General features: G+C 50.1%; 29 protein-coding genes. All 29 read right to left on the reverse strand.

Translation table 11 applies throughout. The annotated features are described in order from the left end of the window. Positions 1–10: 10 nt before the first annotated feature. On the reverse strand, positions 11–1,108 hold the full coding sequence (gene flhB / locus ABC395_RS16565) for a flagellar biosynthesis protein FlhB (RefSeq protein ID WP_413004784.1): 1,098 nt from the start codon (positions 1,106–1,108) through the stop codon (positions 11–13). Positions 1,109–1,136: 28 nt separating this feature from the next. Next, positions 1,137–1,934, reverse strand: a complete 798-nt coding sequence (gene fliR / locus ABC395_RS16570; RefSeq protein WP_413004785.1) for a flagellar biosynthetic protein FliR — start codon at positions 1,932–1,934, stop codon at positions 1,137–1,139. A 6-nt stretch (positions 1,935–1,940) separates the two neighbouring features. Next, positions 1,941–2,210 carry a flagellar biosynthesis protein FliQ gene (gene fliQ, locus ABC395_RS16575; protein WP_009676755.1) on the reverse strand — a complete coding sequence of 90 codons (270 nt, stop codon included), beginning with the start codon at positions 2,208–2,210 and terminating at the stop codon, positions 1,941–1,943. Between the two features lie 25 nt (positions 2,211–2,235). Then, the gene (gene fliP, locus ABC395_RS16580; protein ID WP_413004787.1) at positions 2,236–3,012 is read right to left on the reverse strand and encodes a flagellar type III secretion system pore protein FliP; all 777 of its coding nucleotides are present in this window, start codon (positions 3,010–3,012) and stop codon (positions 2,236–2,238) included. Beyond that, the gene (gene fliO / locus ABC395_RS16585; protein WP_103993817.1) at positions 2,999–3,643 is read right to left on the reverse strand and encodes a flagellar biosynthetic protein FliO; all 645 of its coding nucleotides are present in this window, start codon (positions 3,641–3,643) and stop codon (positions 2,999–3,001) included. The genes fliP and fliO overlap by 14 nt, the downstream gene beginning before the upstream one ends. Positions 3,644–3,677: 34 nt before the next feature. Further along, on the reverse strand, positions 3,678–4,040 hold the full coding sequence (locus ABC395_RS16590; RefSeq protein WP_103993816.1) for a response regulator: 363 nt from the start codon (positions 4,038–4,040) through the stop codon (positions 3,678–3,680). A 26-nt stretch (positions 4,041–4,066) separates the two neighbouring features. Beyond that, on the reverse strand, positions 4,067–5,353 hold the full coding sequence (fliY, locus tag ABC395_RS16595; RefSeq protein ID WP_413004790.1) for a flagellar motor switch phosphatase FliY: 1,287 nt from the start codon (positions 5,351–5,353) through the stop codon (positions 4,067–4,069). Beyond that, the gene (gene fliM / locus ABC395_RS16600; RefSeq protein WP_103993814.1) at positions 5,343–6,341 is read right to left on the reverse strand and encodes a flagellar motor switch protein FliM; all 999 of its coding nucleotides are present in this window, start codon (positions 6,339–6,341) and stop codon (positions 5,343–5,345) included. The genes fliY and fliM overlap by 11 nt, the downstream gene beginning before the upstream one ends. A gap of 41 nt (positions 6,342–6,382) precedes the next feature. Then, complete coding sequence (locus tag ABC395_RS16605) at positions 6,383–6,829, reverse strand: flagellar basal body-associated FliL family protein (protein ID WP_413004792.1); 447 nt, start codon at positions 6,827–6,829, stop codon at positions 6,383–6,385. Then, a complete protein-coding gene (locus ABC395_RS16610) occupies positions 6,829–7,050 on the reverse strand; it encodes a flagellar FlbD family protein (RefSeq protein ID WP_413004793.1) in 222 nt (73 codons plus the stop codon). Before ABC395_RS16610 ends, ABC395_RS16605 begins: the two co-directional genes overlap by 1 nt. Positions 7,051–7,113: 63 nt before the next feature. Next, the gene (gene flgG / locus ABC395_RS16615) at positions 7,114–7,944 is read right to left on the reverse strand and encodes a flagellar basal body rod protein FlgG (protein WP_413004795.1); all 831 of its coding nucleotides are present in this window, start codon (positions 7,942–7,944) and stop codon (positions 7,114–7,116) included. Between the two features lie 120 nt (positions 7,945–8,064). Further along, positions 8,065–8,439, reverse strand: a complete 375-nt coding sequence (locus ABC395_RS16620; protein ID WP_413004797.1) for a TIGR02530 family flagellar biosynthesis protein — start codon at positions 8,437–8,439, stop codon at positions 8,065–8,067. Beyond that, complete coding sequence (locus ABC395_RS16625; protein WP_413004799.1) at positions 8,436–8,897, reverse strand: flagellar hook capping FlgD N-terminal domain-containing protein; 462 nt, start codon at positions 8,895–8,897, stop codon at positions 8,436–8,438. Before ABC395_RS16625 ends, ABC395_RS16620 begins: the two co-directional genes overlap by 4 nt. 40 nt (positions 8,898–8,937) lie before the next feature. Next, positions 8,938–9,630, reverse strand: a complete 693-nt coding sequence (locus tag ABC395_RS16630) for a flagellar hook-length control protein FliK (protein WP_413004801.1) — start codon at positions 9,628–9,630, stop codon at positions 8,938–8,940. 109 nt (positions 9,631–9,739) lie between these two features. Further along, positions 9,740–10,336: a hypothetical protein gene (locus ABC395_RS16635; protein ID WP_413004803.1), complete on the reverse strand. Its 597-nt coding sequence runs from the start codon at positions 10,334–10,336 to the stop codon at positions 9,740–9,742. 30 nt (positions 10,337–10,366) lie between these two features. Next, positions 10,367–11,269, reverse strand: coding sequence for a MotE family protein (locus ABC395_RS16640; protein ID WP_413004804.1), 903 nt, complete (start codon positions 11,267–11,269; stop codon positions 10,367–10,369). 24 nt (positions 11,270–11,293) lie between these two features. Next, a complete protein-coding gene (gene fliJ / locus ABC395_RS16645; RefSeq protein ID WP_413004806.1) occupies positions 11,294–11,740 on the reverse strand; it encodes a flagellar export protein FliJ in 447 nt (148 codons plus the stop codon). A 7-nt stretch (positions 11,741–11,747) separates the two neighbouring features. After that, positions 11,748–13,073, reverse strand: coding sequence for a flagellar protein export ATPase FliI (fliI, locus tag ABC395_RS16650; RefSeq protein WP_413004808.1), 1,326 nt, complete (start codon positions 13,071–13,073; stop codon positions 11,748–11,750). Then, positions 13,070–13,903 (reverse strand): flagellar assembly protein FliH, encoded by an 834-nt coding sequence (gene fliH, locus ABC395_RS16655; RefSeq protein ID WP_413004810.1) that lies wholly within the window; start codon positions 13,901–13,903, stop codon positions 13,070–13,072. The genes fliI and fliH overlap by 4 nt, the downstream gene beginning before the upstream one ends. Beyond that, positions 13,896–14,915, reverse strand: coding sequence for a flagellar motor switch protein FliG (fliG, locus tag ABC395_RS16660; RefSeq protein WP_103993803.1), 1,020 nt, complete (start codon positions 14,913–14,915; stop codon positions 13,896–13,898). Before fliG ends, fliH begins: the two co-directional genes overlap by 8 nt. A 12-nt stretch (positions 14,916–14,927) precedes the next feature. Then, positions 14,928–16,505: a flagellar basal-body MS-ring/collar protein FliF gene (gene fliF, locus ABC395_RS16665; protein ID WP_413004812.1), complete on the reverse strand. Its 1,578-nt coding sequence runs from the start codon at positions 16,503–16,505 to the stop codon at positions 14,928–14,930. Between the two features lie 49 nt (positions 16,506–16,554). After that, a complete protein-coding gene (gene fliE / locus ABC395_RS16670) occupies positions 16,555–16,866 on the reverse strand; it encodes a flagellar hook-basal body complex protein FliE (protein WP_009674468.1) in 312 nt (103 codons plus the stop codon). 25 nt (positions 16,867–16,891) lie between these two features. Further along, the gene (gene flgC, locus ABC395_RS16675) at positions 16,892–17,341 is read right to left on the reverse strand and encodes a flagellar basal body rod protein FlgC (protein ID WP_413004814.1); all 450 of its coding nucleotides are present in this window, start codon (positions 17,339–17,341) and stop codon (positions 16,892–16,894) included. A 3-nt stretch (positions 17,342–17,344) separates the two neighbouring features. Next, positions 17,345–17,758 carry a flagellar basal body rod protein FlgB gene (gene flgB, locus ABC395_RS16680; protein ID WP_413004815.1) on the reverse strand — a complete coding sequence of 138 codons (414 nt, stop codon included), beginning with the start codon at positions 17,756–17,758 and terminating at the stop codon, positions 17,345–17,347. A 220-nt stretch (positions 17,759–17,978) separates the two neighbouring features. After that, the gene (gene codY / locus ABC395_RS16685; protein ID WP_103993799.1) at positions 17,979–18,764 is read right to left on the reverse strand and encodes a GTP-sensing pleiotropic transcriptional regulator CodY; all 786 of its coding nucleotides are present in this window, start codon (positions 18,762–18,764) and stop codon (positions 17,979–17,981) included. 63 nt (positions 18,765–18,827) lie between these two features. Continuing rightward, positions 18,828–20,228 carry an ATP-dependent protease ATPase subunit HslU gene (gene hslU / locus ABC395_RS16690; RefSeq protein WP_413004818.1) on the reverse strand — a complete coding sequence of 467 codons (1,401 nt, stop codon included), beginning with the start codon at positions 20,226–20,228 and terminating at the stop codon, positions 18,828–18,830. A gap of 76 nt (positions 20,229–20,304) precedes the next feature. Beyond that, positions 20,305–20,856 carry an ATP-dependent protease subunit HslV gene (gene hslV / locus ABC395_RS16695; protein WP_009674471.1) on the reverse strand — a complete coding sequence of 184 codons (552 nt, stop codon included), beginning with the start codon at positions 20,854–20,856 and terminating at the stop codon, positions 20,305–20,307. A gap of 159 nt (positions 20,857–21,015) precedes the next feature. After that, on the reverse strand, positions 21,016–22,344 hold the full coding sequence (gene trmFO, locus ABC395_RS16700) for an FADH(2)-oxidizing methylenetetrahydrofolate--tRNA-(uracil(54)-C(5))-methyltransferase TrmFO (RefSeq protein WP_413004820.1): 1,329 nt from the start codon (positions 22,342–22,344) through the stop codon (positions 21,016–21,018). Between the two features lie 35 nt (positions 22,345–22,379). Beyond that, positions 22,380–24,476, reverse strand: a complete 2,097-nt coding sequence (gene topA / locus ABC395_RS16705; RefSeq protein WP_413004822.1) for a type I DNA topoisomerase — start codon at positions 24,474–24,476, stop codon at positions 22,380–22,382. Positions 24,477–24,492 lie beyond the last annotated feature (16 nt).

A 24,492-nucleotide genomic window follows, 5' to 3' on the forward strand; every position in this document is an offset into this window, starting at 1 on the left:
GCCCCCCTTTCTACGTTTTCTTCACTTTGCCCTTAATTTTGTATACATAAGCCAACACTTCGGCTACGGCCTGGAACAGGTCGCCCGGAATCGATTCTTCCAGATCGACCTGAGCGTAGAGCGCCCGTGCAAGCGGCTTGTTTTCCATAATCATAATGCCGTGTTCCTTCGCGATTTCACGTATTTTCAAAGCCACATGATCCGTCCCTTTCGCTACCACTTTAGGAGCCTGCATATTGGCCGAATCATACCGGATGGCTACCGCAAAATGCGTCGGGTTTGTAATAATGACATCCGCCGTTGGAATTTCCTGCATCATCCGCTGCATGGCCATCCGGCGTTGTTTTTCGCGAATCTTCCCTTTAATCAGGGGATCGCCTTCCATTTTCTTGTATTCGTCTTTGATGTCCTGCTTGGACATCCGTATGCTTTTCTCGAATTCATACTTCTGGTACAGGTAATCGAACAGGGCAAGCACGACCAGAACTAAAGCGATTTTCATTCCCAGCGAAAGCGTCAGGGACCATATATAATGAAGCGATTTTTCCAGCGGTACATGACTAAGGCTGAGAAGCTTCTCTTTCTCGTCCCACAACGTCATATAAACGATGATCCCGATCACGCTCATTTTCAGCATGGATTTCAAAAAATCCACGGCGGAGCGCATCGAAAATATTTTTTTGAATCCCTCAATGGGATTCAGTTTGCTTAACTTAATTTTGAGCGGATCGCCTGTAAAAAGAATTCCGATCTGAAGATAGTTTCCCGCCAGGGCAATCACCATCGTCAAGATCAAAATGGGTGCCAGCATAATCAAAAAGTGAATTAACAGCCGGTAAAATAACATCCGTACATTTGCCATGGTCACATCCATCAGCAAATCATGCCTCAGCGTACCCGAGAAGAGATCCACCATCCGCTCCTTCATAAATCCGCCGATCATGTAAAACGATAAAAATGAAAAGAACAGGATAAAAGCAGCAGGCAGCTCCATACTTTTCGCCACTTGGCCTTTTTTACGGGCGTCCTGCCTCTTTTTCGGTGTCGCCGGTTCCGTCTTCTCTTGCGAGAACAACTGCAGGTCCAGCTTCAAACGGAGCGGTTCCATACGTATCCTTTCCTTTCCCGTACAGGTGCTACGGAGCTTCCAGCGCTTTGCCGGCCACTAGATTCAGCAGCTTTTGCATCGCTTCGAACATCCGGTCAAACAATTGGTGGAACAAACCGATCAGCTCGGGCATCAGCAGGGCGATCAGGAAAAACCCGATGATGATCTTCAGCGGCACCCCGACTACGAAAATGTTAAACTGGGGAGCGACACGCGTCAGTAAACCCAAACCGAGGTCCGTCAAAAACATCGCTGCGACAACAGGGGCCGCAAGCTGCATGGACAGAGCGAAAACACTCGAAAATGTCTTCACCAGAAATTCGGTGATTTGTCCCCCGTAGAGCTGGGCAAACAAACTGTTGGACAGCGGTATCCATTCATAGCTGTTCATAATACCCTGCAGCATAAAGTGATGACCGTTGAAGCTCAGCAGCAGCAGCATTGCGAGCATGTACTTCAAATTGCCCATCAAGGGTACGGTAGTTCCCGACATCGGATCAATCACGTTGGCCATCCCGAGTCCGATTTGCATATCAATAAAAGAACCCGCGATCTGTACGGCCGTAAAAAACAGATAAGCGATAAAACCGAGCAGCAGGCCGACGATTATTTCCCGGATCACAAGCAGGACATACTGCGCGTCCATCGGAACCAGCTGGGACGTCCCTTGAGCCGCCGTTACGATCAAAGTCAGAAACAAAGCGAGTCCGATTTTGAACATACTCGGCACATTTCGGGACGAGAATAGCGGTACGACGACAAGGAACGAGGTCATTCGACAAAAAATCAGCATAGCGTTGGGCAGAAGTTGAAACCAAAGCTCCATGGCCGCCTACCCGATATATTGATGAAGATTGTTGAACAGATTGAATGTAAAGTCGACCAGCGTGTTCAAAATCCAGGGTCCGAAAATTAAGACCGACAGCAGGACCGCCACGATTTTCGGCACGAATGCAAGCGTCTGCTCCTGAATTTGAGTCGTAGCCTGAAAGATACTGATGATAAGACCGACCGCCAGGGCGATCACCAGCATCGGAGCGCTGGCTTTCAGCACCGTATAGACCGCTTCGCCGGCCAGCTTAATGATAAATTGCGAACTCATGTTAGGTGACCTCCAGCTTCCGCGTTCATGTACTGTAACTGAGGAGCAGCGATTTAACGACCAGATACCAACCGTCCACCAGAATAAACAGCAGGATTTTGAACGGCAGCGATATCATAACGGGCGGCAGCATCATCATCCCCATGGCCATCAGCGTACTGGCGATAACCATATCGATAACCAGGAAAGGGATAAAAATCATAAAGCCCATCTGAAACGCCGTTTTCAGCTCGCTGATGGCATAAGCCGGAACGAGGGCTGTCAGCGGTGTGTCTTCGACTCCTTTGGGAGCCTCCGCCTTCGTGTAATCCAGGAAAAGCTTCAAATCTTTAGGCCGGGTATGATTCCACATGAATTGCTTGATGGGAACGGACGCTTTTTGAAGGGCCTGCGTCTGGTTGAGCTCCCCTTTCATGTAGGGCTGGACGGCCGTATCATTAATCTGTCCCAGCGTCGGTGCCATAATAAACAGGGTTAGAAACAGAGCCAGTCCGATCAAAACCTGGTTGGGCGGCATCTGCTGCGTCCCGAGAGACGTGCGTACGAACCCCAGCACAATGACGATTCTCGTAAAGCTGGTCATCAGAATCAGAAACGAAGGCGCGAGACTCAGAACCGTCAGCAGCAAAATGACGCTGATCGTGCTGGAGGCTCCCGAAGCACCGCTACCCGAATCTACGTTGACGCTTATGCCGGGAATCGGATTCTGCGGGTCCGGAGCGGCGTAAGCCGTATTTCCTGCCCATCCCATGAACACAAGTAAAGCAAGCAGAATAATAAGAGTTCCTTTATTTTTGCTCATTTGACTTCAACCGATCTTGTTCGTTTTCTTCCTGCAGCCATTCTTCAACGCTTTTGTTGCGCTGGGCGACATTCTGCAGTTTATCCTGAAAGACCTGGTGAAAGTTCGGCGTAAGCTCTTCTTCCTCCACCGCGTTAGTTTCACCTGGTTTCTTGCGTATTTTTTCAAGCCATTTGCCGACAGTAATAAATTCCGTTGCCGCCCGGGTTTGTGCCGTAATTTGCTCTTTCAGTCTCGCCGCCTCGCCGGCATCGGCTATTTTCTCCAGAAGCTGGATGTTATCCCCGACTCCCACGATGTACAGCGAATCGCCGATTTCGACGACTTGGATCGACTTGTTTTGGCCAAGTGGAACTCCACCCAGCGACTGCATGGCACGTCCGAAGCGGAATCCGCTTTTTTTCGACAACATCTTCATAATGCCGTAAAAAAGACCGATGATAAGGAGGAGAAAGAAAATCACTTTTCCGATCATTACGATCGAATCCATACTCCCCGTCTCTCCCGTTCCCGGACCGGGCCCGATGTTGCCGCCCGACCCAGGTGTCCCAAAACAAACGGAAGTCCAGAACGGCAGCTGAACGATCAGTCCTGCCGTTGCCAGAAGCAGCTTTCCTGCCTGTTTCTTCAAGCTTCACATTCCTTCCTTATTAAAAAGCTTACGCTTAGCCCATTGTTTTCTTAATGGCTTCGATAACACGGTCCGCTTGGAAAGGTTTCACGATAAAGTCCTTGGCGCCGGCTTGAATCGCATCGATTACCATCGCCTGCTGCCCCATTGCCGAACACATGATCACTTTGGCGTTAGGATCAATCTTTTTGATCTCTTTCAGCGCATTGATTCCATCCATCTCAGGCATGGTGATATCCATCGTCACCAGGTCGGGACGCAGCTCTTTGAATTTTTCTACGGCTTGCAGGCCATCGTTTCCTTCACCGACCACTTCATATCCGTTCTTCGTTAAAATATCGCGAATCATCATTCTCATAAATGCTGCGTCGTCTACGATCAAAATTCTGTTCCCCATGATAAAATAATCCTCCCAAAAGATAGTTATTGTATTTTTTGAATGCGATCCCACTGACTGACGATATCGGTTACGCGAACGCCGAAGTTCTCATCGATAACGACGACTTCTCCCTTGGCGATCAATTTGTTGTTGACCAGAATATCAACCGGTTCACCGGCCAGTTTGTCCAGCTCGATGATCGAACCTTGCGAAAGTTCCAAGATGTCTTTGATCACTTTCTGCGTTCTTCCCAGCTCTACCGTTACTTTCAGCGGGATATCGAGCAGCAGGTTCAGGTTCGTGTCGTCCGACTGGCTGTATCCTCCCTGCTGAAGATTGGAGAACTGGACCGGCTGTACGTTAACATTCCTGTTCATTCCTCCGTAGTTTCCTCCCTGTGGTGCGTGATTCATCGGCTGCTGTGCGTATGACTGTTGTGCAGGCGGTTGATTCATCGGCATCGGGTTGCCCCCCATCGAAGGATTCGTATACGGCGCTTCTGCCGGGTTTGTATACGGCGGTTCCGGAACCGGCTGCTGATAAGCTTGAGCGTTCGTATCCGCTTGCGCCTGGCTGGTGACAGCCGGCGGCGGAACTTCTTCGCTGACTGCGGCCGCCATTTCTTCGTGAACCGCTTCGGAACCCCCGCCCATCAGGATATTTACCATTTCCTTGGAAAAATCGACGGGAAGAAGCTGCATGATGGTCGAATCGATAAGGTCCCCGATTGTCAGTCTAAAGGATATCTTTATAAATACGTCTTCGTTCGGCAGTTTTCCTTCTCCATTCGACAGATTCAAAATATCTATTCCCGGAGGGGAGATATTCACGAACCGGTTGAATATCGTGGACATCGAAGTCGCGGACGAACCCATCATCTGATTCATGGCTTCCTGAACGGCGCTGACGTGAATTTCAGACAGCTCGTCACCTTCCACATGACCGTCTCCACCCATCATCAGGTCGGCAATGACTTGTGCGTCGCGAGTCTTGATCACGAGCAAATTGATGCCGTCAAAGCCGTCAACATAGTTGACATGAACGGCAACGTGCGGTTTTGGAAACTCGTTAACCAGTTGAACGCGCGGAATGCACGATACTTTAGGAGTCGTAATGTCCACTTTCTTGCCGAGCAGAGTGGATAAAGCCGTCGCTGCGCTTCCGAACGTGATGTTGCCGATCTCTCCCAGAGCGTCCTGCTCCAGCGAGGATAGGTAATCATCGATATTCGAAGAAAGAGAAGAAGATGGATTATCGTCGGAACGCTCATCTACCGCCTGCTTCAACAGCGCGTCTATTTCCTCCTGCGACAAATAATCTTTACTCGTCATGTTCTTCTGCTCCTTCATTTACAATTTCGCCGATTTGAACGGCCATTTTGCTCTTCGTTGTACCAGCGCTGCCTGTAAATTTAAGCTTTTCGCCGACTTTGATGTGCAGAGGCTCGTTTACCGGCTTGTTCAGTGTAATAACGTCCCCGGGCTGCAGATTCAGAAATTCGTGAATCGTGATTTGCGATTCTCCCAGCTCTGCGATAATGGGCAGCTTGGCCTGAGTCAGCCTGTCCTGCAAGATTTCGACTTCCTCGGGAGCCCGGCTTTTCTTCTGGGACACAAACCAGTGGTGCACCGACAAGCGGGGCATGATCGGCTCGATAACGACATGCGGGATACACAGGTTGATCATCCCGGTCGTGTCGCCGATTTTAGTGCTTAGCGAGATCAAGGCGATAGTTTCGTTGGGAGAAACGATCTGCATAAACTGCGGATTCGTTTCCAGCGCTTCAAGCCGAGGAGAAAGATCGATAATCGTCTTCCATGCTTCCTGGAGGCTCTCAAACGCCCGGCTGAAAATCCGCTCCATCACGATCGTTTCGATCTCAGTCAAAGCCGAAATTTTCTGAGGCGACACGCCGACACCGCCAAGCAGTCTGTCCAGCATCGCGTACGCCACGTTCGGGTGTACTTCCAAGACCATTCTTCCCTCTAATGGCTCTGCTTCAAAAATGTTCAAGATCGTCATTTTGGGAATCGAGCGGATAAACTCATCATAAGGAAGCTGTTCGACCTGAACGACATTGATCTGGACAAACGTTCTTAGCTGTGCCGAGAAATACGTCGTCAAGTACCGGGCAAAGTTTTCATGAATCCGGGTCAAGCTCCGGATATGGTCTTTGGAAAAGCGTACGGCCCGTTTGAAATCATACAATCGGACTTTTCGCTGCGTATCTTCTTTCTTGAGTTCCTCTGCATCCATTTCACCGGAAGAGAGAGCTGCCAGAAGAGCGTCGATTTCATTCTGTGACATAACATCAACCATAAGAGTCACCCCCTTTGTGCGTATCCGATCTATGTAAAAGGCTACTCAAGTACAATATCGGTAATATTAATGCGCCTTATTTTTCCTTCATTAAGAAGCGGATTAAGCTTGTTAATCAGTGTGGTGGTCAAGTTATCCTGCCCTTTGCTGCCTGAAATCTGATCGGAATTCATGTCAGAAAGAGTCCGGATGATTGTTCCTTTGATGCGGGAATCAATCAGATTTTCGAAATCCGTTTTTGCCTTTTTATTTTCCAGCTCAAAAGCCAGACTGATTTTCACAAAGCTGCCCTGACTGGCCAGGTTTGTCGTAATGTCTTTCATAATGACGGTGTTTTCTTTGATCTCTGCCGACGTTTGAACCTTCTCTTCACCGGCGGATTCAGATTTGTTATCCATAACCGTCCATAAAACGAATGCAGCCGTCAAGACTAATGTGATGGCGACAAGAATAGAAACCAGCATCAGAAAAAATCGATTTTTAAGCACTACAAGCCCTCCGTATTCGCCGACTTGATCGTTGCTTGCACCGCACCGATCCGTTTCAAAAATTGTTCCACCATCTCTGTGACCACTGCCTCTTTTTCAAGGACCATAATTTTCTTTCCGTTAATCAACGTAATCACGGTGTCCGGTGTTTCTTCCATCATTTCAATCATAAGCGCGTTGATCACTAGCGGCTTGCCGTTCATTCGGGTCAAACGTACCATGGTTCCCTCCATAGGTTCCAGGAGGGGGACCAGGCCCCCCTTACCTTTTACCTTTGCCTGTTATTAGCGTTTCAGGTTTACGATTTCTTGCAAAATTTCATCCGACGTGGTGATGATCCGGGAGTTCGCCTGGAAACCGCGCTGGGACACGATCATTTCGGAAAACTCTTCGGTCAGATCGACGTTGGACATTTCCAGTTGTCCGGCAATGATGGAGCCTGTGCCTGTAGTTGGATCAGCTGGCAATGCGTTCGAAAGAAAGGCTACATCTATTGTGTTAGTCACATCAGCATTAGGAGTATATTCGTAAAGATTACCTCCCGCTTTATTCAACCCAGCCGGATTGGCTACTTTGACAACTGCCACTTTATAATCTGAAGGAACTGGAACTCCCCCTATGACCTGCATGACCGTTCCGTCTTGAGAGATTGAAAATTTAGTAGCGTCAGCAGCAAGCTGGATAGGCTCGGCAGATGTTGACATTAGATACATACCGTCCGGATTCACGATATAATTGTCGCCATCAACATAAAAATTTCCGGCTCGTGTCAAATATAAGGGATCTTCCCCGTTCTGAGTTACTCCGAAGAATCCATTACCATCAATTCTTAGATCCGTAGGAACATTTGTTGTCATAGCGCTTCCGCCCGTGTGTACAGTGTCAATCGCAGCAGTACCTACGCCGAGACCGATTTGTTTGGAGTTAATCCCCCCCTGAGTCGTAGACGTTGGTGCTGTTTCTCCAGCTACCGTCTGGCTCAGAATGTCCTGGAACATGACGCGGCCTTTTTTGAAGCCTACCGTGTTCACGTTGGAAATGTTATTGCCGATTACATCCAGCTTTGTCTGAAAACCGCGCATACCCGAAATACCGGAGTACATGGATCTTAACATTTGTTGTTCCTCCTCTTATGTCGCCCGCCTGGGTGGGCATCTTCCTTTAAAGCCGCTTCTATCGGTCCGCAGCTTTCAGGGCCTCCTGCCTAGGTCCGGCCCGCTTTGGTGTGTAAAGGTCTATGAAATGATGACAGCACTGTCTATTTGCGTAAAAACCTGATCTTGCAGCTTGGCTCCGTCCAATGCCGTAATTACCGTCCGGTTCGGGACGTTTACGATGAGAGCCGTTCCCCCGAGTACCATCAGCGTATCCTTGGCACCTTTGGCGGCCGCTTTATCAATCGCATGCTCAAGCTTGGTTAACTGCTCGTTGTCGATTTGAATTCCCCGCTGTTTCAACCGCGTCTCCGCATGATGACTGAACTTGACCAGTTCGCTGTGCAGAAACTGATCGAATTCGGAGCGTCCGGCTGCCGGTCTGGGACCACCGTTTCGCTGAAGGGGTGCCGGCGGAGTGGGATATAGTCTTCCTACCGTAATACGTTCGGTCATGGCGCAGGAACCGCCGGCTTGGAGTTTTCTATCTTAAGAACTTCCTCCAGCTTGACTTCTTTCCCGCCTACCGTCGCGTACTGCACACCGTCCCGGACGATAATGGACTCGACAACTCCGTTGGCCATTACCGTTTCGCCGCTGTCCGTTTTGCTCATCCAGCTGATATCCTTCCCGATCAGACTCGAAGTGAATCCGAGCGAAGACCGGAGCAATTTCATCTCGGATGCCATATTCGACAACTGCTCGACCGAAGTGAACTGGGCCATTTGCGCCACAAACTCTTTATCCTGCATGGGCTGCATAGGGTCCTGATTTTGAAGCTGGGTGATCAGGATTTTCAGAAAATCATCTTTGCCGAGGATCGAACCGTCTTTCTTGTCTTTGGCTTTCGAGGCCGCGCTTGCCGTGTTCGTCGCCGATCCCGTTTTGCTCAAATCTCCCCAAAGTTCTGCCATTGCTGCACCTCCTATCTAAGCCGAGTTATGTCCATTTCCATCAAGCCGAGGTTTCGAAGGAATTTCCTAAAGCCGCTTTTCTGGTTTCCTCCAAAATTCTCAACTCTTCGTTCCACTCTGTCATCTCTTCGGAATTGTTCTGGTTTCCACCGCCGCCGCGCTGCTGCAGAAACTGCTGCGAAGACTGCTGCTGTCTGGAATCCTGGAACGTTGTGGAAGACATCGTGTTTTGGCCGACTTCCATTTTGTCTACCTGAACGCCTTGGCTGTGCAGGGATTGCCTCAAGTGTGCGAGTTGGCTTTCGAGAAGTTCTTTTCCCAGAGCCGTATCCGCTGTAAATTGGGCAACCAGTTGTCCGTTCTGCATGGTCAGGACCACGTCAATGGTTCCCAAATGCTGAGGGCGGAGCGAAAGCTTAGCTTCCGAGAAGCCGTTCCCCATCTTCAGGCTCATGCGCTTTACCATGAACTGACTCAGTTCTTGAGCGAAATTTTGAGCTGAAATCGTAGGAGCCGCTGCTTTGGCCGCCTGCTCCGGAAGGGCCGTCTTCATGCCTTCTTGCAGACCTGTCAGACCGTTCGCTACCGGCTCATTTTCGGATGCCTGGGAAGTGGAGGTCTGTACGGTTTCCACCGTTTCTTGAGCCGCTTGTCTCACTGAATTCCAGACGCCGTTTCTTGCAGCCAGCAATTCCAATGAAGCTTTGGCGCTCCCGGTCTTCATAACGGTCATAACCGGCGCCGCCGCGTCAGGTTCACTGTCGGCCGCACCCGCAGGGATTACTAAGTCCGCTTGGTCAGCCGCCTTGGCCGCTGTTTTGCCGGCTGTACCCGCCTGTTGGTTAACTAGCGACGGCAGGGCCGCCTCTACGAGCTGCTTGAATTCCGCCGACAGCTTGCTGCAGAACAGGATGATCCGGCTGCTGCTTAAGCATCGTCGTCAAATCCAAAATGGTCTTTTGCAGTTTCAATGAAGCATCGCCGTTATCAAGCTGGACAGCCTGAAGCCCGGTTTGCTGCGTGCCGCTTAACAGCTGAAGCAGAGCTGAAGCATCGTTCGCCCACTGCTGCATCGCATCGGACTGGCTGAGCTGACTGAACAGCTCCGGACTGCCCTGAATAGTGCTGAGCAAAAGGTCCACCATTCCTTCCGTTTCCGTTTGCCCTTCCATATCGCTCAGAGCTTCCTGAACGGACGCCGGGAGGAAAGGAATCACTTGAAGCAGGCCGGCCAGGATGGAATCAACGGGACTCGCATTGCCTTCGCCCGCTTCCTTCTGAAGCTGGCCGCTCATTACCTCTTGGAAAGTTCCCGCATCGCCCTTGCCGCTTCCTGCTGATGTTCCAGCCGCTGCTGTAGTCTTTGCCGTTCCCGCTTTAACCGCCGTAGATCCTGCCGACGGTGCGGACGGAGTCGTGCTTGCTACTGGCATTTCCATGTTTTATATTCACCTCCTTTCATTAAAAATTTATGGAACCAGATTACCGGTAATGGAAGCTGCGGTTTCCTTGCTGATGCCTGCGATTTCACCCATTAAAGCGGCCCGCTTGCTCGTATCCATTTCCCTCAGGATCGTTAACACCTGACCCGAGTTCTTCCCATACATATCGGTTAATACTTTCGCGGCTTTGGCCGCGTCCATCGACGCGAACGTCTGGCTCAGCTCAGCCGAAGTCATCTTCTTTTGTGCGGAATCCGGTTTTTGCTGGAGAACGAGCCGATCCTGGAGTGCCGCGATCTTTTGATCCTGCGAAGAAGTGAGATCTTTTAGGGCAATCGAAGCGTCGGCCGCTTTCTTCGGATCCATTTTTTCGAGCACCTTCACCCGCTCGTCTGTTTTCATCGCGTTCAGAACGAGGATCGTTTCCTGAGGGCTCAGGTTTTGAATGATTTGTGCCGCCTTGCTCGGCATCATCTTCGCGTAGACCGAAGCAAGTTCCCGTACTTTTTTGTCGTACTCTTCATCCTGCTTGGCCAGCTCTTTATCTTCCAGCTCCGCCTTTTGCTGCTTGAGATCCAGAATCGTTTTGTCCTTCTGGGCACTCGTCTGATCCGCCTTGTCCAGTTCAGTTTTGAGTTCCTGCACCTTGCTGTTCAACTGCTCGATTTCTTTGGTTTTCGTTTTTACTGCATCTTCTTCCGTTCCTTTAGCTGTGGGGGCACTTTCCGCATCCTCTTTCGGCAGGGGAATCATTTCCCCGACGACCGGGATTTTGTTCAGCGTCCGCTGGACTGTTTTCATCACATCGTAATCAAAAACGGATAGAAGAACACCAAGAAGAACGGCCGTAAACACGAACGGGATCAGAAACCAGACCAGAAAACGTTCCAATTTACCGCCCGAGGACGACTCTGTGCCTGTTTCTTCCATGACGCCTCCTCCTTTCGTGCGGGTTTACTGATAGGACAGCCGGATATGCCGGTTGGATGCAATTTCGTCCAGTGCCTCTTGCTCCTTTTTCAGAACAAAACCGGTAAACTGCTCCAACGCTTTATCCCGCGCTTTCGTCCAGACTTTCTCGTCGACCATTTTGTCGTTCAGGAGGTCTCTGTTCTGATTCACATGGCGCTGGGCTTTGGAAACATCGTGACGCTTGCGCGCAATCAGATGCTCGATGTGATCCACATAAGACTGCAGCTGACGAATCTCCAGCATGGAAACCGGCCGCATGGAAGTTTCCAGCATTTTCTCCTGAGCTTCGTTTTTGAGACGAATCAGCTCTTGAAGAGAGCTTTCTTCGTGATTCAGGTTGCCGATGGCAGTAGAAAGATTCCACTCCGCCTGCGAACGCTCATTATTTTTCAAATTTACGATCTGCTGAAACGCATACTGGAATTTCATATTAGCCTCATCCTAACGAAAAATGATCGATCAAGCGCTGTTGGGCTTCTTCCAACGTCACTTTCTCATTTGTTTTTTGTTTAACAAAATCAAGGATCTCATCCATATACTGAAGGGAAATATCAATTTCTTGATTCGACCCTCTCTGGTACGCCCCCAAATTTATCAAATCTTCCGAATCTTTATAAACAGAAAGCATTCGTTTGAGATGAGCTGCAGCTTCGAGCTGCTCCGGGGTGACGATTTCTTTCATAACCCGGCTTACGCTGGCAAGAACGTTAATGGCGGGATATTGACCTTTGTTGGCGATATTCCGGTCCAAGACGATATGACCGTCCAGAATACCACGAACCGCATCCGCGATAGGCTCATTCATATCGTCACCGTCCACCAGCACCGTATAAAAAGCCGTAATCGAACCTTTCAAACCGGTTCCGGACCGTTCAAGCAGCTTAGGCAGAAGCGCGAAAACCGAAGGCGTGTATCCTCTCGTCGCCGGAGGCTCTCCTACCGCCAGACCGACTTCACGCTGAGCCATCGCGAAGCGGGTTACGGAGTCCATCATGAGCATGACGTTCATCCCGCGATCCCGGAAATATTCGGCAATGCTCGTTGCGATGAAAGCTCCTTTGATCCGGACCATCGCCGGTTGATCCGACGTAGCGACGATAACGACCGAACGCGCCAATCCTTCCGGTCCGAGATCTTTCTCGACGAATTCCAGAACTTCGCGGCCCCGTTCGCCGATAAGCGCGATCACGTTGACGTCCGCCGACGTGTTTCTCGCAACCATCCCGAGCAGGGTACTTTTGCCCACACCGGAACCGGCGAAAATACCGACCCGCTGTCCTTTGCCTACGGTCAGCAGTCCGTCAATCGCGCGGACACCGACGCCGAGAGGCTCTTGAACCCGCGGCCTTGACAACGGATTGCTCGGGACATTGTTCGTGGAAACGTGAGCCATTCTTGACGGCAGGAATGAACCGTCCAAAGGCTGGCCGAGACCGTTTAATACTTTACCGAGCAGCTCGTGACCGACCTGTACAGTCAGCGGTTTGCCCGTTCCTACCACATCGCAGCCGGGGCCGATCGCTTCCAGCTCGCCAAGCGGCATGAGAATGACCTTGTTTCCTCTGAATCCCACCACTTCCGCCATCAGCGGCTGATTGGATTTATGAGGATAGATGTGGCAAAGCTCGCCGATACTTACATCCGGACCTTCCGATTCAACGGTCAAACCGATCACTTGCGTCACTTTACCGTTTACACGGACAGGATCCATTTGTCTCAGAAAGTCTACATATTTGCCTGCATTCGGGCTTGCTTGACTCATGATTCGTCACCTTCACCGTGAAGGGCGATCCGCTGCAAAGCCAGCTTAATCTCGTGAAGCTGAGTATCGATACGGGCATCGATGCTGCCGAACGTGGAACGGACTACACAGCCTTCATCACGAACACTCGCATCCGGAATGATTTCCAGTTCAGCCTGCGAGTCAATTGCCGACAGCAGTTCTTCGCGCGCATCCTGAATGTAAGCGAAGTGTCGGGGTGCCACGCAGAGTGTAATCGTTCCGCTCTCTTTACGGCGGGCCAGAACGCTTCGGATCGTTTCGACCATCCATTCCGGAGATACGGTCAACTGCTTGGAGATGATTTTCTCCGCTATGGAGCAGCTTAATTCGATGAGAAAAGGCTCCGCTTCCTGAATCATCTGCTGTTTCACCTGATAAGCCTGCTGCAGTACCTGCCGCGCTTCCGATAACATGTCATCGTACTGCCGGCTGACATCCTGCCGTGCTTGATCCAAGCCTTCTTGATAACCCGTTTCGTAACCGGTTGTCCGGGCCTGCTCCTGAAGCTGCTCATCTTCTTCACGACGCTGATGCCACCAGGCTTCGATCTCGGCTTCCGTCTGTTCTTTCAGATCGGATACTTCCTGGATCGCCTGCTGCATATGGGTTTGCGCAAAGGATTCCGCATCTTCTAGAATATGGCGTTTCAAGGTTTCCGCTTCACTCAGCTGCGCTTCTTCTTCGGGTGTGAACCGCGGTTCATCGTCCGCAAGCTCGGGCTGAGGCGTATAAATCGGTTTAACCGGTACCCGGTAAGCATTTGTCTCATCCGCAGGAGCATAATGGAAAGGCTTTAGGATGTTAGACAATGATATCGTCTCCTCCACCGCGTGCGATGATGATTTCTCCGGATTCTTCTAGGCGGCGAATCGTTGATACGATCCGGGTTTGCGCTTCTTCGACATCGCGCAGCCGAACCGGGCCCATAAATTCCATTTCTTCTTTGAACGTCTCCGCCATCCGTTTGGACATGTTGCGGAAAATAGCTTCGCGGACTTCTTCGCTCGCCACTTTAAGCGCAAGCTGAAGGTCGGCATTTTCGATATCGCGGATAATGCGCTGAATGGAACGGTTGTCCACATTGACGATATCCTCGAAAACGAACATCCGCTTCTTGATCTCTTCGGCAAGTTCGGGATCTTGAATTTCGAGCGAATCCAGGATGGTGCGTTCCGTACCTCTGTCGACGCCGTTCAAAATTTGAACGATCGAAGAAATACCGCCGGCCGATGTGTAATCCTGTGTAACGGTGGCCGAAAGTTTCTGTTCCAGCACTCTCTCCACTTGAGAAATCACTTCCGGTGACGTACTGTCCATCAGAGCGATCCGTTTCGCAACATCCGCCTGTTTCTCCTGCGGCAGCGAAGACAAAATGATGGAAGCTTGTTCCGCCTGCAAGTAGGAAAGAACGAGTGCGATCGTTTGTGAATTTTCGTTTTGGATAAAGTTCAAAATTTGCGCAGGATCCGCTTTTCGTGCGAAATCAAACGGTCTTACCTGCAGATTAGCCGTTAGTCGGTTAATAATGTCGACGGCTTTGTTGGAACCGAGCGCCTTCTCAAGAATTTCCTTCGCATAGGCGATACCGCCTTGGGAAATATATTCCTGTGCCCGGCAGATTTGATGGAACTCCGATAAAATCGATTCTTTTTCTAAGGCGTCTACCTTGCGTACATTTGCGATTTCGAGGGTAAGCTGCTCAATTTCATCTTCGCGCAAATGCTTGAAAATTTGAGCAGAAACTTCCGGTCCGAGGCTGATAAGCAGAATCGCCGCTTTTTGCCTTCCCGTTAACCCCTGCTGTATTGCTCCTCTTGCCAAACACCCACACCTCTATTCATCCACTAACCATGTTCTAAGCAAGTTGACGAATTCGTCCGGCTTTTTCTTGGCTAGCGTCTCTAATTGCTTGCGTACTTGATTTTCGTTGGAGACATTCTCGATATCGATCGTAGGATATTCCACTTTTGCCGGTGGGAGGTCAAGCTCATCCTCTTCTTCTCCAGCTTTTTTCCTTCTTCTGATGGCATACATGCCGAGCGCGCCGAGCAGCAGAGCAGCCAGACCGATTCCGCCGTACAGAAGATATTGCTGCAAATTCGTACCCGCAATTCCGGTTGGTGTTACGAATGTTTGAGGAACCACTTTCACTTTGTCCTGAATTTGAGCCGGCGTGTATTCCACCTTGTTGTCGGCAAGCGCCGCACGAACAATGTTCGCCATTTGACCTTCGATAAGACCTTTCAGATCCGCTACCGCGGCCTGGTCTTTGCCGGTTGAATCAAATCCGATATTGATGCTGATATCTTTGACGACATAAGGTGTCTGGATTATATCGTTCGTAATGCGGTTAATTTCGTAATTGACCGTCTTGCTGCTTTCTTCGGAGTTGGCATTTCCGGATGCCGCGCCTCCCGGATAACCCGGAACGTCCGTCTGACCGGTTCCGGCCACTCCCCCTGTGTTTCCTCCTGTGCTTGTTGAAGTTTTAGAGGATTCCTGGGTAGAAATTTCAAGTCCCTTCTTGTCTTCCACATTCGGAGGCGTAACCAGATTTTCCGTCGTTTTCTTCTGATCGAAGTTCATCGTCGAGAAAACACTGACCACTACCTTATCGGGACCAAGCATTTTGTTGAGCAGATTTGTAATGTTTCCCTGGACGCTTGTTTCAAACTTGCGTCTGATGTCGAATTGGTTCTGAACCAGACCCGATGTGCTTTGACCGCCGTTCGTTTCCTTGGAGTAAGCCAGGAACTGACCATACTGGTCGGAGATCGTTATGTTCTGCAAAGGCAAATTTTTAACACTGTGAGAAACCAGGTTATAAATCGTATCCACTTGCCCTTGATCCAGCGAATAGCCCTGCTTGACGTTCAGTACGACCGATGCCGTAGCTTCCTGCTTCTGGTTGGCGAGAAATACCGTCTCATCCGGCATCGAAATCAGAACCTTCGATTTGTCCACCGCTTCGTTGGAATTGATAAGCTGCTGAAGCTCACCTTGCACCGCGCTTAAATATTTCACCTTAAACTCGTTGTCCGTCATTCCGAAAGCACTGTCCGAAGCGAATGCGTCGTAACCGATCGAGCTTCCTTTGTTCAAACCTTGCGACTCAATGCCCAGCTTGACATTGGCGACTTCATTTTTCGGAACTTCAATGCTTTTGCCGTCCTGGCTGAGGTTGTAAGGAATTTTCGCCGTGTCCAGGTACCCTTTAATCGCCGCGGCATCCGCCGGCTGGAGATTCGTATAAGCCAGTGAATACTCCGTTTTCGCGAGATTGTAGCTGATGATTCCAATAGTCAATAGGAGAACGAACAATGCAGCTACAAAAGTAAGCTTGGTCGTTTTGCTATATTGATTCCAATACTGTTTGACTTTCTCCCAATATTGGAGCAATCTTTCGTTCACAATGTCACCCCATCCGATTCAATCAATGTCGATCATGGTTCAGCCGCCGTTAGAGCTGCATCCTCATGACTTCCTGATAAGCTTCCACGACTTTATTGCGCACCTGGACGGTGAACTCTAAACCGAGCGATGCTTTTTCGGAAGCAATCATCAATTGATGGACGTCCGATAATTCCCCTTTGGCAAACTGCTGGTTGAGTCCGTCTACCGTATGCTGATCCGAATTCAACCCGTTCATGGCTTCGCTGAGAAAAGAGGAAAACTGCTTTGTAAATTGGGAGGCACTTGCAGGCTCGCTCCCCACCGGCTGCTTTATTGTCTGCACCGGAGAAAATGCATTTAGATAAGTCGGGTTTACCACACTCATTCTCCTTTTTTATCTTTTATCATCTGCCGATTTCAAGCGCTTTTGAGATCATGCCTTTGCTAGCGTTAAGAGCCGTTACGTTTGCTTCATAAGACCTTGTGGCGGAAATCATATCCACCATTTCTTTGGCGACGTCGACGTTCGGCATCATCACATACCCTTGCTGGTTGGCATCCGGATGCGTAGGATTGTAAACCTGCTTGAACGGCGTGGTATCTCCGGAAATGCCGGAAACCCGAACTCCCTGCCCCGTCCCGTCGGTCATTGCCGAGTTTAGTATCTGGGCGAACGTTGGCTGGTTTTTCGGTTCAACCGAAACGATTTTGCGCTGGTAAGGTGTCCACTGCCCGTTTACGAATGACGCACGGGTCGTATCCGCGTTCGCGATATTCGAAGAGATGACATCCATTCTTAAACGCTGCGTCGTTAAAGCCGAAGCACTGATGTCAAAGCTGTTCGTGATTCTCATCCGTTATCTTCTCCCATCCATCGCGATTTTGAGCTTACGGAATTCGTTGTTCATTTCCTGTATCATCGTGTTGTATTTAAGCTGATTTTTGGCCATCAATGACATCTCGTAATCCATGTCGACGTTGTTTAAATTGTTGTTCATCAAACTTTTCGGATCTGATTCAACAATCGCTTGACCGGGTAAGTTGGTATTAGATGGAATCTGAAGATGTCTTGTATTTGTGCGTCTTCCTTCCAATACCGGCTGGTTACCGGTCATTTTCTCTTGAAGCAATTCCTCGAACAGAACGTCTGACCTTTTAAAATGAGGAGTGTCGGCGTTGGCCACATTGTTGGAAATCACCCGCTGCCGGAGGGCTGACGCATCCAGCGATTTCTCCATCCACTGAAATCCGGCTTGGTTTAGCAAGAACATGGTTACCCCACCTTTTATATCTTTATGAAACTAAATTCCATAATGTAACTTCACATTCCTCCTAACTTCGACACAAGGATTATTCAAAGTGTGTACATTATGTAGAATAATGTTGCTAAAATTATCATGAAGAAAAGTCTGGAAATAGACAATGAGAAAAAAGCCCTATCTTTAGGAAGATGGGCCTTTGTTTGGTTCGCATGCATGTATGAAATTTTTGTTACATTTTGGACTTAACTTGGTCAATCGCCTGCATCAATTGTTCATTCAATATGCGAATGTACGTTCCTTTCATTCCGAGGGAACGCGTTTCAATAACACCTGCGCTCTCCAGTTTGCGGAGCGCATTTACGATCACGGATCGGGTGATTCCGACACGGTCTGCAATCTTGCTTGCAACGAGAAGTCCTTCTTTTCCTTCTAATTCTTCGAAAATATGCTCCACTGCTTCCAGCTCACTGAACGACAACGAACCGATGGCCACCTGAACCACGGCCTTGCTTCTTGCCTCCTGCTCAACCTCTTCCGCCCGCATATGAAGAATCTCCATAGCTACGACTGTCGACCCATACTCTGCCAATATATAGTCGTCATCCGTAAAGGCTGAGTGCGTTCTACATAGGACTAAAGTCCCAAGTCTGTCTCCGCCCCCTAAAATCGGTACAATGGTGAAGTAGGTATATTCTCTTAAATTTTTCATTTCTTCCACAAAAGTCGGAAACATTTCAAGCGCGTCCGAATTCGACGTGGTTTCATCCACTTTCAACAGAAAATGGTTAAATTCAGGCGAGAATCTTTTCTCCTCCGCCACGATTTGATTGATAGCCGAAGTCGGCAGTTCATTCGTCGTGGCGTAGCCTAACAATTTACCTCGTCTGCTGACCACATACACATTAGAGTGAATGGTATCCCGCAAAACTTCGGCCATATCCATAAAACTGACAGCACTCACCGCCTCCTTCTGGAGCAGACGGTTAAGCCTTCTCGTTTTGTTCAACAAGGTCATTGGCTTGCCTCCTACAATCTTATACCCAAGAATAGAAAACCGAAGGCGGGTACGCCTTCCGGTTTATAAAATATATTGGCTCAAATCCCGATTCTGAACGATATCGCCCAGCTTCTCGCGGACGTATTCCGGTGTGATCACCATCTCCTCCAGATTTAACTCGGGAGCTTCGAACGATAAATCTTCCAGCAGCTTCTCCAGAATGGTGTGCAGCCGCCGCGCACCGATATTTTCCGTATTCTGATTGACTTCCACGGCAATGCGCGCAATCTCCTCGATCGCGGACTGGCTGAAATCGATCCGGATTCCTTCGGTTTCCAGCAAAGCCGTGTACTGCTTGGTTAACGCGTTTTTAGGCTCTTTGAGAATGGAAACAAAATCTTCATGCGTTAAATTGCTGAGCTCCACACGAATCGGGAAACGCCCCTGCAGCTCCGGTATCAGATCCGAAGGCTTGGAAACATGAAAAGCCCCGGCCGCAATAAACAGGATATAATCCGTTTTGACAGGTCCATACTTCGTAACCACCGTCGAACCTTCCACGATCGGCAAAATATCGCGCTGGACGCCTTCGCGGGATACATCCGGTCCGCCGCTTCCACGGCCGCCGCCCGCAATTTTATCGATTTCATCCAGAAAAATGATTCCGCTTTGCTCGGCGCGCCGGATGGATTCCTGAATTACCTCATCCATATCGATAAGTTTCTGCGCTTCGTCCTGGATCAGTACTTTTCTGGCTTCCTTGACGGGAAGCTTCCGCTTCTTCGTGCGTTTCGGCAGGAGGCTGCCGAACATCTCCTGCATATTCATGCCGGCTTGATCTTGTCCCTGGCCGGCCAGCATATCCAGCATGGAGGGAGAATTATCTTCCACATCGACTTCAACGATGTAATTTTCGAGTTCACCGCGCGTAAGCTGTTCTTTAATTTGCGCGCGTTTCGTTGCCAGTTGAGGATCTTTGTCTTCCTCATCCGGTTCCTGGGAGCCCTGCTGATTGCCGAATATCATCTCCAGCGGGTTGCGCTGGAATTTGGGACGGCTCGCACTTGGCGCCAGAATGGTCACGAGACGCTCGTTGGCAAGCTCCTCCGCACGGTCTTTCACACTTTCGGTGCGTTCGCTCTTTACCATGCGTATCGATGTTTCAACGAGATCCCGGACCATGGACTCTACATCTCTGCCCACATAGCCGACCTCGGTAAATTTTGTAGCTTCGAGCTTCACAAACGGGGCTCCGACGAGTTTAGCGAGTCTTCTTGCTATTTCCGTCTTGCCCACACCCGTCGGTCCGATCATCAGGATATTTTTGGGCACAATTTCGTCACGCATCGATTCGTCCAATCTGCTGCGGCGAAAACGGTTACGCAGGGCGACGGCTACGGACTTCTTGGCCTGCTTCTGACCGACAATATACCGGTCCAGCTCTTGCACGATTTGTCTAGGTGTAAGGGAGCTTGTGCTCAAAAGGAACCCCTCCTTCATATAGTGCCCGATAAAGCCTGATTCCAAGCCTTACCTGTTCATTATTCGTCGCTCGGCGTTATATTTCTTCCACAATAATATTATGATTCGTAAACACGCAGATATCTGCGGCCATTTCCAGAGAAGCTTTTGCAATGTCGGCTGCGCTCATGTCGGTGGCATAACGGGATAGGGCACGCCCGGCCGCCAAGGCAAAACTGCCCCCGGAACCGATCGCAACGATGCCGTCATCCGGCTCGATAATTTCGCCGTTACCCGAAATAAGCAGAAGCCCGTGTTCGTCCATCACGATCATCATCGCTTCGAGTTTGCGCAGAACGCGGTCGGATCTCCATTCCTTGGCCAGCTCTACGGCCGCACGCTGAAGATTGCCGTGATGTTCCTCGAGCTTGCCTTCGAACTTCTCAAACAGCGTAATCGCATCCGCGACAGACCCCGCAAATCCGGAAATCACTTTCCCGCGGTACAGCCGCCGCACTTTCTTCGCCGTGTTCTTCATAATCATGCTGTTGCCGAAAGTCACTTGACCGTCTCCGGCTATCGCCCCGCGACCGTCTTTACGGATGGCAAATATAGTGGTGGCGTGAAAAGTCGCATTTGTCGGATCCATAGTTCACCTCTCGATTCTTTTCCGAAGCTGCCTGCTGCGAGAGAACGGAAAATAAGAAGCAGCAGCAAAAGGTTGTTTTGATGCTGCTTCCGGAGTTTGATTTAAAGTGGCTGTGTACAGCGTCGTTCAAAACAACTTAATCGTAACACAGCCGCACTTTCACTTACAAGCTGACTGGACTGTATTTTGCGAAAAATTCTGAATAGTCTCAATTGCACGTTCCGCAAGTTTTTCGTACTTCATTTTTTTATTGCGGATTTTCTCGCCCAGCGGCGGGAATAGACCGAAGTTAGCATTCATCGGCTGAAAATGTTTCGTGTCCGCAGTCGTGATATACTGCGCCATACTGCCGAGGGCGGTTTCCAGCGGAAACTCCAGACAATCCATGCCCTGTGCCAATCTTCCCGCGTTAATACCGGCGATCAAACCGGATGCGGCCGATTCGACGTAACCTTCCACTCCGGTCATCTGTCCGGCAAAGAATAGAGTGTCCCGGTTTTTGAACTGATAGGTCGGTTTCAGCAGACGGGGAGAATTGATGAAAGTGTTGCGGTGCATAACCCCGTAGCGCACGAACTCGGCGTTTTCCAGGCCCGGAATCATTTGCAGAACCCGTTTCTGCTCGCCCCATTTCAGATGCGTTTGAAATCCGACCAGATTGTACAGCGTTCCCGCCGCGTTATCCTGGCGTAGCTGAACGACCGCGTAAGGAAGCTCACCCGTATGCGGGTTGATGAGACCAACCGGTTTCATCGGGCCGTAAAGAGCGGTTTGTTTGCCGCGTTTGGCCATTACTTCGATCGGCATGCAGCCTTCGAAATAGATTTCTTTCTCGAATTCTTTCACGGGCGCGGTTTCCGCCGTAATCAGAGCTTCATAGAAAGCATCGAACTCCGCCTCTGTCATCGGGCAGTTCAGATAAGCCGCTTCCCCTTTGTCGTACCGGGAAGCCAAGTACACTTTGCTCATATCAATAGAGTCTTTCTCGACGATCGGCGCGGCCGCATCGTAGAAATACAAATACTCTTCACCCATAAGCGCCTGCAGGCTTGCAGATAAATCCGGGGATGTGAGAGGCCCGGAAGCCACAACGGTAATGCCGTCCGGAATTTCCTTAAGTTCCTCGGTCCGCACTTCAATGAGAGGATGATTACGGAGGGTATCCGTGATCTCCCCGGAGAAGCCGTCACGATCCACCGCCAGAGCGCCTCCGGCGGGTACCGCGTGCTTGTCGGCACTGGAGAGGATGAGAGAGTTCAGTTCTCTCATCTCCTGCTTCAGAACGCCTACGGCGTTCGTCAGCCCGTTCGCGCGAAGCGAGTTGCTGCATACAAGCTCGGCGAATTTATCGGTAATGTGCGCCGGTGTTCTCCGCACCGGGCGCATTTCGTACAATACAACGGGCACGCCCTGGTTGGCGATTTGAAAAGCCGCTTCGCTTCCTGCCAGGCCGGCACCGATTACGGTTACTTTTTGTCCTGCTGTCAATGTTCACACCTCTAGTTCAATCGTTAGCAATCCGATCAGCCTTCGTCGTTTGCCTCATCTTTTACTTCTTCTTTAAATCCGCATTCCACGCACTGGTGATTCACGGATGTTTTCGTCCGCTTCTCGATCATCATGGAACCGCAGCTCGGACATGGCTGGGCGACCGGTTTGTCCCATGACACGAAGTCACACTCGGGATAATGGTCGCAGCCGTAAAAAATACGGCCCTTTTTGCTGCGGCGCTCGACGATTTTGCCTTCCTTGCATTTCGGGCAAGTGACGCCGATATCTTTGACGATCGGTTTTGTGTTGCGGCAATCCGGGAAACCGGAGCAGGCAAGAAACTTGCCGAAACGTCCCATTTTATAGACAAGATGTTTGCCGCACTTCTCACAAATTTCATCCGAAACTTCGTCCTGGATCTCGATCTCCTTCATTTCTTCCTCGGCAAATTCCAGCCGTTTTTCGAAAGAGGTATAAAATTCGTCAAGAACTTTGACCCAGTTTTCTTTGCCTTCGCCTACGTGGTCAAGCTCTTCTTCCATCTGCGCGGTAAATTCCACATCAAGGATCTCCGGGAAAAACTCGCTCATCAGCTGGATAACCAGTTCTCCCAGCTCGGTGGGCACAAACTTCTTTTCCTCAATGGCGACATAACCGCGCTTCTGGATCGTCTCAAGCGTCGGGGCGTATGTACTCGGCCTGCCGATGCCCAGTTCTTCGAGAGCGCGTACGAGACGGGCTTCCGTGTACCGCGGAGGCGGTTGGGTGAAGTGCTGTTTCGGTTGAATTTCATTGGAAGCGACCTGATCTCCGGTCTTAAGGGGAGGAAGCAGTTTGTCTTCTTCCGTCGTCCCGTCATCGTTGCCTTCCACGTAAACTTTCATGAATCCCGGAAACTTGAGTTTGGAGCCGACAGCCCGGAAAACCGTGTTTCCGACGTTCAAGTCGATCGTCATCGTGTCCAGCACGGCCGACGACATCTGGCTTGCAACGAAACGTTCCCATACCAGCTTGTATAAACGGAACTGATCCCGAGACAAAAATTCTTTAACGGAATCGGGGTCACGAGTTACGGATGAAGGACGTATCCCTTCGTGCGCATCCTGCGTGTTGGAACCCTTCTTCGTATAGACGCGCGGGGTTTCCGGGTAAAAGCTCTCCCCGTATTTCCCCAAAATATATTCCTTGGCCTCTTCCTGGGCTACCGGAGAAATCCGGGTGGAGTCGGTACGCATATAAGTGATTAAACCGACCGTACCTTCCTTGCCGAGGTCGATCCCTTCATATAACTGCTGCGCTACGGACATGGTTTTGGCTGCACGGAAATTAAGCTTGCGGGCCGCCTCCTGTTGAAGCGAGCTTGTGATGAACGGCGGCGAAGGATTGCGAAGCCGCTCTTTTTCTTTCACTTCCTTCACGATAAAAGGAGCTCCTTCAATCGCTTTCAGGACAGCTTGAACTTCTTCCTCGGAACCGAGCTCTTTCTTGGCACCGTCCATCCCGTAAAACTTCGCTTCAAAGTGTGCTTTGCCTGCTTCAAGCAAGGCGGTAATGGTCCAGTACTCTTCGGGAACGAAAGCTTTGATTTCGTTTTCCCTATCCATAATAAGCTTAACGGCTACGGATTGGACGCGTCCGGCGGATAAGCCCTTTTTGACTTTCTTCCATAGAAGAGGGCTGATTTTATAGCCTACCAGCCTGTCGAGAATACGGCGGGCCTGCTGCGCGTTCACCAGATCGATGTTAATCGGCCGCGGTGTTTTGAACGCGTCTTTAACCGCCTGCTTCGTAATCTCATTGAATACGACGCGGCAGTTGTCGGTATCGTTTAACTCCAGATAATGCGCCAGATGCCAGGCGATAGCTTCCCCTTCGCGATCCGGGTCAGCTGCGAGATAAACTTTTTTCACTTTTTTGCTGGCATCCTTCAATTCCTTCAAAACGGAGCCTTTTCCGCGGATCGTAATGTATTTCGGCTCGAAGTCGCGTTCAACCTCAACGCCGATCTGGCTTTTCGGAAGGTCCCGAATATGACCCATCGACGCTTTTACAATATATTTGCTTCCCAAATATTTACCGATCGTTTTGGCCTTAGCCGGTGATTCTACAATCACTAATGAGTCTGCCATCGGTCGAATGCTCCTC

It is taken from the genome of Paenibacillus canaveralius, assembly GCF_047238265.1.
GTDB lineage: Bacteria > Bacillota > Bacilli > Paenibacillales > NBRC-103111 > Paenibacillus_F.

Bases quoted from the DNA above. Each gene is read 5' to 3' on its own strand.
- fliI (WP_413004808.1), bottom strand. From the start codon at position 13,073: ATGAGTCAAGCAAGCCCGAATGCAGGCAAATATGTAGACTTTCTGAGA.
- fliJ (WP_413004806.1), bottom strand. From the start codon at position 11,740: ATGAAATTCCAGTATGCGTTTCAGCAGATCGTAAATTTGAAAAATAAT.
- ABC395_RS16625 (WP_413004799.1), bottom strand. From the start codon at position 8,897: ATGGCAGAACTTTGGGGAGATTTGAGCAAAACGGGATCGGCGACGAAC.
- fliM (WP_103993814.1), bottom strand. From the start codon at position 6,341: ATGGTTGATGTTATGTCACAGAATGAAATCGACGCTCTTCTGGCAGCT.
- ABC395_RS16640 (WP_413004804.1), bottom strand. From the start codon at position 11,269: ATGGAAGAAACAGGCACAGAGTCGTCCTCGGGCGGTAAATTGGAACGT.
- ABC395_RS16610 (WP_413004793.1), bottom strand. From the start codon at position 7,050: ATGGTACGTTTGACCCGAATGAACGGCAAGCCGCTAGTGATCAACGCG.
- ABC395_RS16630 (WP_413004801.1), bottom strand. From the start codon at position 9,630: ATGACCGTTATGAAGACCGGGAGCGCCAAAGCTTCATTGGAATTGCTG.
- flgG (WP_413004795.1), bottom strand. From the start codon at position 7,944: ATGTTAAGATCCATGTACTCCGGTATTTCGGGTATGCGCGGTTTTCAG.
- fliY (WP_413004790.1), bottom strand. From the start codon at position 5,353: ATGACGAGTAAAGATTATTTGTCGCAGGAGGAAATAGACGCGCTGTTG.
- topA (WP_413004822.1), bottom strand. From the start codon at position 24,476: ATGGCAGACTCATTAGTGATTGTAGAATCACCGGCTAAGGCCAAAACG.
- flgC (WP_413004814.1), bottom strand. From the start codon at position 17,341: ATGAGAATCACGAACAGCTTTGACATCAGTGCTTCGGCTTTAACGACG.
- ABC395_RS16635 (WP_413004803.1), bottom strand. From the start codon at position 10,336: ATGGAAATGCCAGTAGCAAGCACGACTCCGTCCGCACCGTCGGCAGGA.
- fliP (WP_413004787.1), bottom strand. From the start codon at position 3,012: ATGAGCAAAAATAAAGGAACTCTTATTATTCTGCTTGCTTTACTTGTG.
- flgB (WP_413004815.1), bottom strand. From the start codon at position 17,758: ATGTTCTTGCTAAACCAAGCCGGATTTCAGTGGATGGAGAAATCGCTG.
- ABC395_RS16590 (WP_103993816.1), bottom strand. From the start codon at position 4,040: ATGGGGAACAGAATTTTGATCGTAGACGACGCAGCATTTATGAGAATG.
- fliQ (WP_009676755.1), bottom strand. From the start codon at position 2,210: ATGAGTTCGCAATTTATCATTAAGCTGGCCGGCGAAGCGGTCTATACG.
- hslV (WP_009674471.1), bottom strand. From the start codon at position 20,856: ATGGATCCGACAAATGCGACTTTTCACGCCACCACTATATTTGCCATC.
- fliR (WP_413004785.1), bottom strand. From the start codon at position 1,934: ATGGAGCTTTGGTTTCAACTTCTGCCCAACGCTATGCTGATTTTTTGT.
- codY (WP_103993799.1), bottom strand. From the start codon at position 18,764: ATGACCTTGTTGAACAAAACGAGAAGGCTTAACCGTCTGCTCCAGAAG.
- flhB (WP_413004784.1), bottom strand. From the start codon at position 1,108: ATGGAACCGCTCCGTTTGAAGCTGGACCTGCAGTTGTTCTCGCAAGAG.
- ABC395_RS16620 (WP_413004797.1), bottom strand. From the start codon at position 8,439: ATGACCGAACGTATTACGGTAGGAAGACTATATCCCACTCCGCCGGCA.